Source organism: Pseudomonas koreensis (genome assembly GCF_036668835.1).
GTDB classification, from domain to species: Bacteria; Pseudomonadota; Gammaproteobacteria; order Pseudomonadales; family Pseudomonadaceae; genus Aquipseudomonas; species Aquipseudomonas koreensis_I.
In genome coordinates this window covers 1,070,934-1,084,110 of record NZ_JAZEVW010000001.1, presented here as the reverse complement: position 1 = coordinate 1,084,110, position 13,177 = coordinate 1,070,934, and the positions used below count along the sequence as shown (strand labels likewise).

General features: G+C 59.8%; 13 protein-coding genes. 12 read left to right on the top strand and 1 reads right to left on the bottom strand.

The window, feature by feature from the left end; genetic code table 11:
• The first annotated feature begins 28 nt into the window (after positions 1–28).
• The 5 genes from ffh (at position 29) to rplS (ending at position 3,609) form a co-directional block, all read left to right on the top strand.
• Positions 29–1,405 carry a signal recognition particle protein gene (gene ffh / locus V6F91_RS04910; protein WP_090281918.1) on the top strand — a complete coding sequence of 459 codons (1,377 nt, stop codon included), beginning with the start codon at positions 29–31 and terminating at the stop codon, positions 1,403–1,405.
• Positions 1,406–1,665: 260 nt separating this feature from the next.
• Complete coding sequence (gene rpsP, locus V6F91_RS04905) at positions 1,666–1,917, top strand: 30S ribosomal protein S16 (RefSeq protein WP_003198088.1); 252 nt, start codon at positions 1,666–1,668, stop codon at positions 1,915–1,917.
• A gap of 5 nt (positions 1,918–1,922) precedes the next feature.
• Positions 1,923–2,459 (top strand): ribosome maturation factor RimM, encoded by a 537-nt coding sequence (gene rimM, locus V6F91_RS04900; RefSeq protein ID WP_090281919.1) that lies wholly within the window; start codon positions 1,923–1,925, stop codon positions 2,457–2,459.
• Between the two features lie 43 nt (positions 2,460–2,502).
• A complete protein-coding gene (gene trmD, locus V6F91_RS04895) occupies positions 2,503–3,213 on the top strand; it encodes a tRNA (guanosine(37)-N1)-methyltransferase TrmD (protein ID WP_332762878.1) in 711 nt (236 codons plus the stop codon).
• Positions 3,214–3,258: 45 nt separating this feature from the next.
• Positions 3,259–3,609, top strand: a complete 351-nt coding sequence (gene rplS / locus V6F91_RS04890) for a 50S ribosomal protein L19 (RefSeq protein WP_003175895.1) — start codon at positions 3,259–3,261, stop codon at positions 3,607–3,609.
• A gap of 215 nt (positions 3,610–3,824) precedes the next feature.
• On the opposite strand, the gene V6F91_RS04885 is transcribed toward rplS, so the two are convergent.
• A complete protein-coding gene (locus V6F91_RS04885; protein WP_332762759.1) occupies positions 3,825–5,633 on the bottom strand; it encodes a sodium:proton antiporter in 1,809 nt (602 codons plus the stop codon).
• A gap of 108 nt (positions 5,634–5,741) precedes the next feature.
• Here V6F91_RS04885 and xerD point away from each other — a divergent pair, with 108 nt between their 5' ends.
• The 7 genes from xerD to V6F91_RS04850 all read left to right on the top strand — a co-directional run bounded on the left by xerD (position 5,742) and on the right by V6F91_RS04850 (position 13,041).
• Positions 5,742–6,638, top strand: a complete 897-nt coding sequence (gene xerD, locus V6F91_RS04880; RefSeq protein WP_258450404.1) for a site-specific tyrosine recombinase XerD — start codon at positions 5,742–5,744, stop codon at positions 6,636–6,638.
• A gap of 254 nt (positions 6,639–6,892) precedes the next feature.
• A complete protein-coding gene (gene dsbC / locus V6F91_RS04875; RefSeq protein ID WP_203420873.1) occupies positions 6,893–7,624 on the top strand; it encodes a bifunctional protein-disulfide isomerase/oxidoreductase DsbC in 732 nt (243 codons plus the stop codon).
• A 131-nt stretch (positions 7,625–7,755) separates the two neighbouring features.
• A complete protein-coding gene (locus V6F91_RS04870; protein WP_208938605.1) occupies positions 7,756–9,060 on the top strand; it encodes a homoserine dehydrogenase in 1,305 nt (434 codons plus the stop codon).
• A gap of 105 nt (positions 9,061–9,165) precedes the next feature.
• On the top strand, positions 9,166–10,575 hold the full coding sequence (gene thrC / locus V6F91_RS04865; RefSeq protein WP_332762755.1) for a threonine synthase: 1,410 nt from the start codon (positions 9,166–9,168) through the stop codon (positions 10,573–10,575).
• A gap of 120 nt (positions 10,576–10,695) precedes the next feature.
• Positions 10,696–12,069 (top strand): transporter substrate-binding domain-containing protein, encoded by a 1,374-nt coding sequence (locus V6F91_RS04860; protein WP_332762753.1) that lies wholly within the window; start codon positions 10,696–10,698, stop codon positions 12,067–12,069.
• Between the two features lie 116 nt (positions 12,070–12,185).
• On the top strand, positions 12,186–12,593 hold the full coding sequence (locus V6F91_RS04855; protein WP_332762752.1) for a response regulator: 408 nt from the start codon (positions 12,186–12,188) through the stop codon (positions 12,591–12,593).
• A 166-nt stretch (positions 12,594–12,759) separates the two neighbouring features.
• Positions 12,760–13,041, top strand: a complete 282-nt coding sequence (locus tag V6F91_RS04850) for a DUF3509 domain-containing protein (protein WP_332762751.1) — start codon at positions 12,760–12,762, stop codon at positions 13,039–13,041.
• The last annotated feature ends 136 nt before the right edge of the window (positions 13,042–13,177 follow it).

The following is a 13,177-nucleotide window of genomic DNA, read 5'->3' as shown; positions in this document are numbered from 1 at the left end:
TCTGTACAGGGCCTGAAAGGATCGCGCAATGTTTGAAAACTTAACCGACCGTCTCTCGCAGACGCTGCGCCATGTCACCGGCAAGGCGAAGCTGACCGAGGACAACATCAAAGACACCCTGCGTGAAGTGCGCATGGCGTTGCTCGAAGCCGACGTCGCGCTGCCGGTGGTCAAGGACTTCGTCAATTCGGTCAAGGAACGCGCCGTCGGCACCGAGGTGTCGCGCAGCCTGACGCCGGGTCAGGCGTTCGTGAAGATCGTCCAGGCCGAACTCGAAAGCCTGATGGGCGCCGCCAACGAAGACCTGAACCTGAGCGCCGTGCCGCCAGCGGTCATTCTGATGGCCGGTCTGCAGGGGGCCGGTAAAACCACCACCGCCGGCAAACTCGCGCGCTTCCTTAAAGAGCGCAAGAAGAAGTCGGTCATGGTCGTGTCGGCGGACGTTTACCGTCCTGCGGCGATCAAGCAGCTGGAAACCCTGGCCAACGACATCGGCGTGACGTTCTTTCCGTCCGACCTTAGCCAGAAGCCGGTCGACATCGCCAGCGCCGCTATTAAAGAAGCCAAGCTGAAATTCATCGACGTGGTCATCGTCGATACCGCCGGTCGTCTGCACATCGACGAAGAGATGATGGGCGAGATCAAGGCGCTGCACGCGGCGATCAACCCGGTCGAAACACTGTTCGTGGTCGATGCGATGACCGGCCAGGACGCGGCCAACACGGCCAAGGCCTTCGGCGATGCGCTGCCGCTGACCGGCGTGATCCTGACCAAGGTCGACGGCGACGCTCGTGGCGGTGCTGCGCTGTCGGTGCGCGCCATTACCGGCAAGCCGATCAAGTTCATCGGTATGGGCGAGAAGAGCGAAGCGCTCGATCCGTTCCATCCCGAGCGTATCGCCTCGCGCATTCTCGGCATGGGCGACGTGCTCAGCCTGATCGAACAGGCCGAAGCGACCCTCGACAAGGACAAGGCCGACAAACTGGCCAAGAAGCTGAAGAAGGGCAAGGGCTTCGACCTCGAGGACTTCCGCGATCAGTTGCAACAGATGAAGAATATGGGCGGCCTCGGCGGGCTCATGGACAAACTGCCGAGCATCGGTGGCGTCAACCTGTCGCAAATGGGCAATGCCCAGAACGCCGCTGAAAAGCAGTTCAAACAGATGGAAGCCATCATCAACTCGATGACCCCGGCCGAGCGCCGCGACCCTGAGCTGATCAGCGGTTCGCGCAAGCGCCGGATCGCCATGGGTTCCGGCACTCAGGTACAGGACATCGGCCGCTTGATCAAGCAGCACAAGCAGATGCAGAAGATGATGAAGAAATTCTCCGCCAAGGGCGGAATGGCGAAAATGATGCGCGGCATGGGCGGAATGTTGCCCGGCGGCGGCATGCCGAAAATGTAAGACAGGACACCAAGACTTCGCCGGTCGTCGCACCGGCGCAGACCCTGCAAGGACGCAGGATCAACAGCAAACCCGCACTCGGCGGGAGCTGACTGGCCGTTTTCATCGACGGCTCTCATGCAAATCTGCACGGCATGCCACAGGCGCCGGAAAAAGTCATTTGCAAAAGTCCGGATATTCCTTAGAATATGCGGCCTTTCGGGCACCCATGCCCGCTGTGCATTTAGATTTGCAGCACCGACTACAGGAACGATGTTCACATGCTAACAATCCGTCTTGCCCTTGGCGGCTCCAAAAAGCGCCCGTTTTACCACCTGACCGTAACCGACTCGCGTAACCCGCGTGACGGCTCCCACAAAGAACAGGTTGGCTTCTTCAACCCTGTTGCCCGTGGTCAGGAAGTTCGTCTGTCCGTGAACCAAGAGCGCGTAGCCTACTGGCTGAGCGTTGGTGCACAGCCTTCTGAGCGCGTTGCTCAGTTGTTGAAGGAATCTGCCAAGGCTGCGGCCTGAGCAATATGAACGCGACGCCTGCTGTTGCCGATGATTTGATCGTTATTGGCAAAATTTATTCTGTTCATGGCGTTCGCGGCGAAGTGAAGGTGTATTCCTTTACTGATCCGACTGAAAACCTGTTGCAGTACAAAACCTGGACGCTCAAGCGCGAAGGCAATGTCAAACAGGTCGAGCTGGTCAGTGGACGCGGGAGCGACAAGTTCCTGGTCGCCAAGCTCAAGGGTCTTGATGATCGTGAAGAAGCTCGTCTTCTGGCCGGTTACGAGATCTGCGTGCCGCGCAACCTGTTCGCTGAATTGACCGAAGGCGAGTACTACTGGTACCAGCTGGAAGGTTTGAAGGTCATCGACACCCTTGGGCAATTGCTCGGGAAAATCGATCATCTTCTGGAAACCGGCGCCAATGATGTAATGGTCGTCAAGCCTTGCGCTGGCAGCCTGGATGATCGCGAACGCCTGTTGCCGTATACCGGGCAATGCGTGTTGGCAGTCGACCTGGCCGCGGGCGAGATGAAGGTGGATTGGGACGCGGACTTCTGACGTGGCTAATTTGCGCGTTGAAGTGATCAGTTTGTTTCCCGAGATGTTTTCCGCCATTGGCGATTACGGCATCACCAGTCGTGCGGTCAAACAGGGGCTTTTACAGCTGACCTGTTGGAATCCGCGAGATTACACGACGGATCGGCATCGCACTGTGGACGATCGCCCGTTTGGCGGTGGTCCGGGCATGGTGATGAAGATCAAGCCCCTGGAAGATGCTCTGGTTCAGGCCAAGGCAGCAGCCGGGGAGGCGGCGAAGGTGATTTACCTGTCCCCCCAAGGCCGTCAACTGACTCAGTCGGCGGTACGCGAGCTGGCACAATCGGATGCATTGATCCTCATTGCCGGCCGCTATGAAGGCATTGACGAGCGCTTTATTGAGGCTCATGTCGATGAAGAGTGGTCGATTGGCGACTATGTACTGTCTGGCGGCGAGCTGCCGGCCATGGTCCTGATCGATGCGGTTACACGACTGCTGCCTGGAGCTTTAGGGCATGCGGATTCCGCTGAGGAAGATTCCTTTACGGATGGTCTGCTGGATTGCCCGCACTACACCCGACCGGAGGTGTATGCGGATCAGCGTGTTCCCGACGTGTTGCTGAGTGGCAATCACGCGCATATCCGGCGTTGGCGTTTACAGCAGTCCCTTGGTAGGACCTTTGAACGACGCGCCGATCTTCTGGAAAGCCGCTCGCTTTCTGGAGAAGAGAAGAAGCTGCTCGAGGAATACATCCGCGAGCGGGACGATAGTTAACAACGTATCGATGGTAGATCGAACGATTTACCTTAGGAGCACAGCATGACCAACAAAATCATCCTTGCACTCGAAGCAGAGCAGATGACCAAAGAAATCCCTACCTTTGCCCCGGGCGACACCATTGTCGTTCAGGTGAAAGTGAAGGAAGGCGATCGTTCCCGTCTGCAAGCGTTCGAAGGCGTTGTAATCGCCAAGCGTAACCGCGGCGTGAACAGTGCGTTCACCGTTCGTAAAATCTCCAACGGTGTTGGCGTAGAACGTACTTTCCAGACCTACTCCCCGCAAATCGACAGCATGGCTGTCAAGCGTCGCGGTGACGTACGTAAAGCCAAGCTGTACTACCTGCGCGACCTGTCGGGTAAAGCAGCTCGCATCAAGGAAAAACTGGCTTAAGTCCAGCTTCCGATGCAGAAAAAAGCAGCCTTCGGGCTGCTTTTTTGTTGCCTGGGATTTGTACCGCACAGGCCTTCAGTCTATCCGTGACCGAGTCGCGGCTTTCGCGAGCAGGCTCGCTCCCACAAGGGGAACGCATTCCAAATGTGGCAGGTTTGCTCACACAGAGGAACGCATACCAAATGTGGGAGCGAGCCTGCTCGCGAATCGATCTGTCAGGCGCTGGAAACTTCCGGTTGAATCAGCGCCAGCAACGTCCATCCGGCCCCCGGCTTCAACGTCGTTTCCGGTGTCACCACATGCACCCAGCCACTGTCATCGCGCATGAACAGCAAGGTGGCACGATTGCCATGCAGCGCTCGGTAATCCTCCCAGCCAAAGCCGTCCGTCAACGTTGTGCTGTACAGCTCGGCACCCTGGCCCATTTGCCCGGCCAGTTTCGAATAGGTCAGCGCCTCACTGCCCAATTGGTTGCCGCGATGTTCCAGACTCGCCCGATGCTTGTCGCTGCGCCGGCTCTCATGCCCGCTGGCCAGACCAAACAGGCGTTGATGGCCGAAGTCATGACGAAAGCGCATCGCTGCCAATGTATTGAGTTCACCCGACGGCGACAGTGCGAGCAAATGCCCCAGCCCGACCAGATCGAGATGCGCATCGGCATGCTGCGAGGCCGGGTTGCCGAAGTACGTTGGCAAACCTTCCATGCGCGCCGCACGAATGTTTTCCCAGCTCGAATCGGTCAGCAACACGCGGCTGCCCAGCTGTTGCAGTGATTTGCCCAGCGCTCGCGCCGGGCCGTTGGCACCGACGATCAGGTAACCACTCGGCGCCGGCTCCGCGACCTTGAGCAGGCGTGCAAGCGGGCGCGCCGTCGCACTTTGCAGGACCACCGTGCCGATGATCACGGCAAACGTCAGTGGCACCAGCAGCAGCGCGCCGTCGTGGCCGGCTTCATCCAGGCGAATGGCGAAAATCGCCGACACTGCGGCCGCGACAATCCCGCGTGGGGCGATCCAGCACAACAGTGCCCGTTCACGCCAGCTCAGGCTGGAGCCCGCCGTACTGAGCAGCACGTTGAGTGGGCGAGCGACTAGCTGGATCACCAGCAGCAGAATCAACACCAGCGGCCCAAGCCCGATCAGCGCATTCAGGTCAAGCCGCGCCGCCAACAGGATGAACAATCCGGAAATCAGCAACACGCTGAGGTTTTCCTTGAAATGCAGGATGTGCCGTACGTCCACGCCTTTCATGTTCGCCAGCAACATGCCCATCAGCGTGACCGCCAGCAGACCGGATTCATGCATCACGGCATTGGCAGCAATGAATATTCCCAGCACGGCTGCCAGCGAGGCGAGGTTGTGCAGATACTCCGGCAGCCATTGCCGGCGGATCACCGTGCCGAGCACCCAGCCGCCAACAATGCCGAACGCTGAACCGCAGACAATCACCCCACCGAAGGTGAACAGGCTCTGCTTGAGACCCTGGCCTTCGGCGCTGGCGATAATGAAGCTGTACACCACCACAGCGAGCAGGGCGCCGATCGGATCGATGACGATGCCTTCCCAGCGCAGGATATTGGCGATCGAGGCTTTCGGTCGCACTACCCGCAGCATCGGCACGATCACTGTCGGGCCGGTGACCAGCGTCAGGCTGCCGAACAGGATCGCGAGCATCCAGTCGAAACCGAGCAGGAAATGCGTGGCGACTGCGATGACGATCCAGGTCGAAATCGCCCCGACAGTGACCAGTCGGTGGACGACGCTGCCGATCTCTTTCCATTCCGACAGGTGCAGGGTCAGACTGCCCTCGAACAGAATCAGCGCGACCGCCAGCGACACCAGTGGCATCAGCAGCGGCCCGAACATTTCCTGCGGATCGAGCCAGCCAAGCACCGGCCCGGCCAGAATGCCGGTCAACAGCAAAAAAAGTATCGCCGGCAACTTCAGGCGCCAGGCCAACCATTGGCAGCCGAGCGCTGCCGCGCCAATCCCGCCAAATGCCAAGAGAATTTGCTGCTCGTTCATTGATGCTCCCTGTTCCTTGATCTGGCTGGCTATGAAAGACTAGCGGCCATTCCCGACGTTCACTGTCTATTTGCGCGCAGTGTGAAAAACTGCCTGCCATGAGCACCCATGCCTGCCATCGACCATCCGCTGATTGATCAATTCCTCGACGCTTTATGGCTGGAAAAAGGCCTGTCCGATAACACCCGCGGCGCCTACCGCAGCGATCTGGCGCTGTTCAATGGCTGGCTGCAGGAGAAAAACCTCGAGCTGATCAACGCCGGCCGCGAGCTGATCCTCGATCATTTGGCCTGGCGTCTGGAGCAGAATTACAAGCCGCGCTCCACGGCCAGATTTCTCTCCGGCGTGCGTGGCTTTTATCGCTATCTGCTGCGGGAAAAGCTGATCAGTGTCGATCCGACCTTACGCATCGACATGCCGCAACTGGGGCGGCCATTGCCCAAGTCGCTGTCGGAAGCCGACGTCGAGGCGCTGCTCAAGGCGCCGGACCTGAGCGAAGCCATCGGCCAGCGTGATCGCGCCATGCTCGAAGTCCTGTATGCCTGCGGTTTGCGCGTGACCGAACTGGTCAGCCTGACGCTGGAGCAGGTCAACCTGCGCCAGGGTGTGCTGCGGGTGATGGGCAAGGGCAGCAAGGAACGGCTGGTACCGATGGGCGAGGAGGCGATTGTCTGGGTTGAGCGCTATATGCGCGACGGGCGTGGCGAACTGCTCGGTGGGCGGCCCAGCGATGTGCTGTTCCCCAGCCAGCGTGGCGAACAGATGACCCGCCAGACCTTCTGGCACCGGATCAAGCATCAGGCCAAGGTTGCCGGTATCAATAAATCACTGTCGCCGCACACATTGCGTCACGCATTCGCCACGCATTTGCTCAACCATGGCGCGGATTTGCGAGTGGTGCAGATGTTGCTGGGGCACAGCGACTTGTCGACTACGCAGATTTATACCCACGTCGCCCGCGCCCGCCTGCAGGACCTGCACGCCAAACACCACCCGCGCGGCTGAAAACAGTCCCTGTGGGAGCGAGCTTGCTCGCGAAAGCGGTGTGTCAGGCAGCACATGTTTGGATGTGCTGGCCTCTTCGCGAGCAAGCTCGCTCCCACCAGGGGATATGTCGTCGTGAAAGTGCGGCGACCGGCGCATTCGGCCACCGTGACCTTATGTGTTAGGCTTTGCCGGTTTGCACGATGGGCGGTTATGACCCGGTGTTCCGGCACGGGCGTTCTGATCGTTCCATTTGTCCGCCTTCAGGAGTTCTCATGCGTCTGACCCAGATTTTCGCCGCCGCAGCCCTTGCGTTGGTCAGCACCTTTGCCGCCGCCGATGACGCGGCCGATAAAGCCATTCGTCAAAGCCTGGAAAAGCTCGAACTCGAGGTTCCGGTCGAAAGCATCAGCGCCAGCCCATTGCCGGGCATGTACGAAGTCAAGCTCAAGGGCAGCCGCGTGCTGTACGCCAGTGCCGACGGCCAGTACATCGTTCAGGGCAACCTGTACCAACTGGCGAACGGCAAACCGGTCAACCTGACCGAGAAGACCGAACGCCTAGGCATCTCCAAGCTGATCAACGCCATTCCGGTGGCTGAAACCGTGGTCTACCCGGCGGTCGGCGAAACCAAGTCGCACATCACCGTGTTCACCGACACCACCTGCCCGTACTGCCACAAACTGCACGCCGAAGTGCCGGAGCTGAACAAGCGCGGCATCGAAGTGCGTTACGTTGCGTTCCCGCGTCAGGGCCTGAATTCGCCGGGTGACGAGCAACTGCAAGCGGTGTGGTGCTCGAAAGACAAGAAAGCGGCCATGGACAAAATGGTCGACGGCAAGGAAATCAAGGCCGCCAAGTGCGATAACCCGGTTTCCAGGCAGTTCGCCCTCGGTCAGTCGATCGGCGTGAATGGCACACCGGCCATCGTTTTGGCCGACGGGCAAGTCATTCCGGGCTACCAGCCTGCGCCACAAGTCGCCAAACTGGCGCTGGGCGCGAAGTAATTCGCATCGTCACGGTCCGCCGCTGACGATCATGGTCCGGCAGCCACATCGCCGGGCCATCAATAGAGAGCCGCGAGCACGCGGTTGTTTTCCGGCCGACCCTGCGTCGGCCGTTTCATGGGGAGTTCACAGTGAATCCGGTCAAAGTAGGCATCTGTGGGTTAGGGACCGTCGGTGGCGGTACCTTCAACGTACTTCAGCGCAACGCCGAGGAAATTGCTCGTCGTGCCGGGCGTGGGATCGAAGTGGCACAAATTGCCATGCGCACGCCAAAGCCTCAGTTCCAGACGACCGGTATTGCGATTACCAACGATGTCTTCGAAGTGGCCACGAACCCTGAGATCGACATCGTCATAGAGCTGATGGGCGGCTACACCGTTGCCCGCGAGCTGGTACTCAAGGCCATCGAGAATGGCAAGCATGTGGTCACCGCGAACAAGGCGCTGATAGCCGTTCACGGTAATGAGATCTTCGCCAAGGCACGCGAGAAAGGCGTGATCGTGGCATTCGAAGCAGCGGTAGCCGGTGGCATTCCGGTGATCAAGGCGATTCGTGAAGGCCTGTCGGCCAACCGCATCAACTGGGTCGCGGGGATCATCAACGGCACCGGTAACTTCATCCTCACCGAAATGCGCGAGAAGGGCCGTACCTTCGAAGACGTGCTGGCCGAAGCGCAGGCGCTGGGTTATGCCGAAGCCGATCCGACCTTCGACGTCGAAGGCATCGATGCGGCGCACAAGCTGACCATCCTGGCCTCGATCGCGTTCGGTATTCCGCTGCAGTTCGACAAGGCGTACACCGAAGGCATCACCAGGCTGACCACCGCTGACGTGAATTACGCCGAAGCGCTGGGCTACCGCATCAAGCACCTGGGCGTGGCGCGCAGCACCGCTGCAGGTATCGAGTTGCGCGTGCACCCGACGCTGATCCCGGCCGATCGCCTGATCGCCAACGTCAACGGCGTGATGAATGCGGTGATGGTCAACGGTGACGCGGCCGGTTCGACGCTGTTCTACGGCGCCGGCGCTGGCATGGAGCCGACCGCTTCGTCGGTGATCGCGGACCTGGTCGACGTGGTCCGCGCGATGACCTCCGACCCGGAAAACCGCGTACCGCACCTGGCCTTCCAGCCGGACTCGCTGTCGGCGCATCCGATCCTGCCGATCGAAGCCTGCGAAAGCGCCTACTACCTGCGCATCCAGGCCAAGGACCATCCGGGCGTTCTCGCTCAGGTGGCGAGCATTCTGTCGGAGCGCGGCATCAATATCGAATCGATCATGCAGAAGGAAGTCGAAGAGCATGACGGCCTGGTGCCGATGATCCTGCTGACCCACCGCGTGGTCGAGCAGCGTATCAACGATGCGATCGCCGCACTTGAAGCTCTCGCAGGCGTTGACGGCCCGGTCGTACGGATCCGCGTCGAACATTTGAATTAACAGCAGCGGCAAGCGGCAAGCTGCAAGCGGCAAGACAAAGCAGATCGGCTTTTACTTGAAGCTTGTAGCTCGTAGCTTGCAGCTCAAACCGAAGGTTTGCCCCCCATGCGATATATCAGTACTCGCGGCCAGGCACCGGCCCTGAATTTCGAAGAGGTCCTGCTGGCCGGTCTGGCCACGGACGGCGGTTTGTACGTCCCGGAAAACCTGCCACGTTTCACCCAGGAAGAAATCGCTTCCTGGGCCGGCCTGCCGTATCACGAACTGGCCTTCCGGGTGATGCGTCCGTTCGTGACCGGCAGCATTCCCGACGCCGATTTCAAGAAGATTCTTGAAGAAACCTACGCGGTCTTCGCTCACAGCGCAGTGGCGCCGTTGCGTCAGCTCAACGGCAACGAATGGGTGATGGAGCTGTTCCACGGCCCGACCCTGGCGTTCAAGGACTTCGCCCTGCAACTGCTTGGTCGTCTGCTCGACTACGTGCTGGAAAAGCGCGGCGAGCGCGTGGTGATCGTCGGTGCCACCTCCGGCGATACCGGTTCGGCGGCCATCGAAGGCTGCAAGCACTGCGAAAACGTCGACATCTTCATCCTGCACCCGCACAACCGTGTGTCCGAAGTGCAGCGCCGACAGATGACCACGATCGTTGGCGAGAACATTCATAACATCGCCATCGAAGGCAACTTCGACGACTGCCAGGAAATGGTCAAGAACAGCTTCGCCGACCAGAGCTTCCTCAAAGGCACGCGTCTGGTGGCGGTGAACTCGATCAACTGGGCGCGGATCATGGCCCAGATCGTTTACTACTTCCACGCCTCGCTGCAGTTGGGCGGGCCGGCGCGTTCGGTGTCTTTCTCGGTACCGACCGGCAACTTCGGCGACATTTTCGCCGGTTACCTGGCGCGCAACATGGGCCTGCCGATCAACCAGTTGATCGTCGCCACCAACCGCAACGACATCCTGCACCGCTTCATGAGCGGCAACCAGTACGTCAAGGAAACCCTGCACGCCACGCTGTCGCCGTCCATGGACATCATGGTCTCGTCGAACTTCGAACGCTTGCTGTTCGACCTGCACGGTCGCAACGGTGCAGCGATCGCCGGGTTGATGGACTCGTTCAAACAGGGTGGTGGTTTCAGCGTCGAACAGGAACGCTGGACCGAAGCGCGCAAACTGTTCGACTCGCTGGCGGTGGACGATGCGCAAACCTGCGAGACCATCGCCGAAGTCTATGCACGGACCGGTGAGGTGCTGGATCCGCACACCGCGATCGGCGTCAAGGCCGCGCGCGAGTGCCGTCGCAGCCTGGACATCCCGATGGTGATCCTCGGCACTGCGCATCCGGTGAAATTCCCGGACGCAGTGGAGAAAGCCGGTGTAGGAAAAGCGCTCGAACTGCCTGCACATCTTTCTGATTTGTTTGAGCGAAACGAGCGCTGCACCGTTTTGCCGAACGAGCTGAAAGCCGTACAGGCCTTTGTCAGTCAGCATGGCAACCGCGGCAAGCCGCTGTAAGCCAGCCAATGCTGTCACATTTTGAAGCCCGTCTCCTGACGGGCTTTTTTGTTTTCGCTGCCACACTGCTCGGGTTTTCACCCACGCAGGACGGGTGAGTCGATCACGAAGGAAGTGGCAATGCGGTTTGATATAGGTTTGAAACCGGCACTGGTCGGGGTGTTGTTGTGCGGATTGCTGGGGCTGATGCGCTGCAGTGTGGCGGCGCAACTGGTGCTGCACGGCGATGCCGCGGCGCACAACGTACAGCCCATCGAACTGGCTGCACACGAGCGCGAGTGGATTCGCGATAACCCGACGGTGACGGTGGCGTCGTTGCAATACCCGCTGTATCTGTTTCAGGACGAACACGGCCAGTGGAGCGGTTTGAACAACGATGTGCTCAAGCGAGTGACGGCGATGACCGGGCTGCAGTTCGTGCACCAGGAATCGTTCTCCACCGATCACATGCTCGAGCGCCTGAAGAGCGGTGCGGCGGACATCAGTACGACGTTGGCGATCAGCGAGGAGCGCAAGGCATTCCTCGATTACAGCCACGCCTTTGGTGGGGCGGGGTGGGTGTTTGTCGGGCGTGCCGACGCGCCGCGGCTGGAATCTTTCGAGCAACTGGCCGGACGCAGGCTGGTGCTGCCGGCTCGGCATGCCCTGGAGGACACGATCAGACGCGACTTTCCGACCATCGTGATGCATTCGGTCAAGACCTACGCCGAGGCACGGGCGCTGGTGGAAAGCGGCGAAGCCTATGCCACCATCGAAAATGAAATCGGCGCGCAGCTTTATCCGTTGGGTCTGCTCAAGGTCGGTGGGCTGGTCGAGGGCAAGTGGGAGGCGGACAACCTCGCGGTGCGCAAAGGCATGCCGCAGCTTCTGGGGATTCTCAACAAGGCTCTGGAGGCCTTTCCGCCCGCCGAGCTACGCGCGATCCGCCTGAAATGGCTGGAAGGCATAGCGCCGGTGCCCGTGCCTACCGTCGGCGAGCAACTGTTCCAGTGGGCTTGCTGGGCCATGGGCGGGCTAGGCATGTTTGGCTTGCTGTCATTGGTCTGGAATCGGCGACTGACGGCGGTGATCAAGCTGCGTCGGGCGGCAGAAAAGGATCTGGGCGATCAACTGGCGTTCCAGCACGCATTGATCGACGCCTTGCCTGACCCGGTGTTCGTTCGCGATTTGCACGGGCGACTGATCACCTGCAACCGCAGCTATGAGGAGGCGTTATCGGTGCGTCTGGATCAGGCCATCGGGCGCATGCTGATCGAGCTCGACACGCTGCCCGAAGCCACCGCGTTGATGCTGCACGAGGAATTCATGCTGCAGTTGCGCACGCGCAAGTCGCGCTTCAGCAAACGCCGCTTGCAGTTCAATAACGGCCCGCGCGAGGTCTATCAATGGACCGTGCCGTTCTACAGCGCCGACGGTAAATTGCGCGGGTTGTTGGGCGGCTGGACGGACATCTCTCAGCGCCGGGCGGAAAGCGGGTGCCAGTGTCCGCAATGAAGATGGGAAATGTCCTATAAGACGCGGCTACTTTTCCGATGGGAGGCTTAGGACGGCTGGCCTAGAGTGACAACCACTGCGGTGAGAGTCCGCGATTGTCGCTCCAGAGGTCGCCTATGCGCTCGCTTAAAGTCCTGATACTTGAACCCAATCCGTTTCAGCTTATGGCATTGCACCAAATGCTCAATGCCGTCGGCATTTATGACGTTCTCACCGCATCGTCGCTGGCAGCGGCCTTGGCGTCGCTGGAGTACCGCGGTGCGGTCGACATCGCTATCTGTGATCCGCAACTCAAGGGCGGTGATGGCCTTGCGCTGATGCAGCATCTGGCGGCCCGCCAGCAAGCGCGTTCGGTAATACTGCTGGGTACGGTTGCAGCGAGTCTGCTGAACGATCTCGAGCCGCTGTTGGACGAGCACGGCGTGCGTTTGTTGGGGCGCCTGCAGACGCCGGTGTCGGCGGTGCTGATGCGAGGTTTGCTCGACAGCTATCTGAGTGCCGCTTCGTCGCCACTCGGTGTGTAAGGCGTAAGGAAGTTTTTCTGTCATCTTCGCCGTGCATGCTCTCTCAGGCCGGTGACGCTGCGACAGGGAGGCAATCGATACGCAGAACTTTCTTCTCGGGCCGGTGGTCATTTATGGTGTACACGCCCCAGGCGCACAGTTTTCGGACTATTGAGTGGAGATCGAGATGGAAAGTATCAGTCTATTGCTCGGTGAGGCTCTGAGCCCGTATCAGGTTTCGTTGACCCCCAGCGGCCGCCATGGCCAATGCCTGGTGACGCTGAAGAACAGTCACGGCGCCATCGTGGTGGAGCGCGAATTCAATCAGGCGCAATTGACCGACAAGCGTCTGCTCACCGATGTCGTCGATGGTCTGCACCGCGACGTGCTGATCGCCGAAGGCCGGCTCGAACCCTGCGTGATCGCGGCCTTGCGCAACGCCGCGCTGGACAAGCAGGCAGCGTTGTAAAGATGAAATATTTTTTGTGGGAACCTTCCTGCGTTCCTGTCAGTCAGACCCCATAACAGCAGGATCAAGCATTGTGCTCCGGTGCTTGTCGCTTGCTGCTACGGGTCTTTATGTAGGCCACGTTTAACCCCGAGTT

Bases quoted from the DNA above. Each gene is read 5' to 3' on its own strand.
- V6F91_RS04885 (WP_332762759.1), bottom strand. From the start codon at position 5,633: ATGAACGAGCAGCAAATTCTCTTGGCATTTGGCGGGATTGGCGCGGCA.
- ffh (WP_090281918.1), top strand. From the start codon at position 29: ATGTTTGAAAACTTAACCGACCGTCTCTCGCAGACGCTGCGCCATGTC.
- xerD (WP_258450404.1), top strand. From the start codon at position 5,742: ATGCCTGCCATCGACCATCCGCTGATTGATCAATTCCTCGACGCTTTA.
- V6F91_RS04850 (WP_332762751.1), top strand. From the start codon at position 12,760: ATGGAAAGTATCAGTCTATTGCTCGGTGAGGCTCTGAGCCCGTATCAG.
- dsbC (WP_203420873.1), top strand. From the start codon at position 6,893: ATGCGTCTGACCCAGATTTTCGCCGCCGCAGCCCTTGCGTTGGTCAGC.
- rimM (WP_090281919.1), top strand. From the start codon at position 1,923: ATGAACGCGACGCCTGCTGTTGCCGATGATTTGATCGTTATTGGCAAA.
- rpsP (WP_003198088.1), top strand. From the start codon at position 1,666: ATGCTAACAATCCGTCTTGCCCTTGGCGGCTCCAAAAAGCGCCCGTTT.
- V6F91_RS04860 (WP_332762753.1), top strand. From the start codon at position 10,696: ATGCGGTTTGATATAGGTTTGAAACCGGCACTGGTCGGGGTGTTGTTG.
- thrC (WP_332762755.1), top strand. From the start codon at position 9,166: ATGCGATATATCAGTACTCGCGGCCAGGCACCGGCCCTGAATTTCGAA.
- trmD (WP_332762878.1), top strand. From the start codon at position 2,503: ATGTTTTCCGCCATTGGCGATTACGGCATCACCAGTCGTGCGGTCAAA.
- V6F91_RS04855 (WP_332762752.1), top strand. From the start codon at position 12,186: ATGCGCTCGCTTAAAGTCCTGATACTTGAACCCAATCCGTTTCAGCTT.
- rplS (WP_003175895.1), top strand. From the start codon at position 3,259: ATGACCAACAAAATCATCCTTGCACTCGAAGCAGAGCAGATGACCAAA.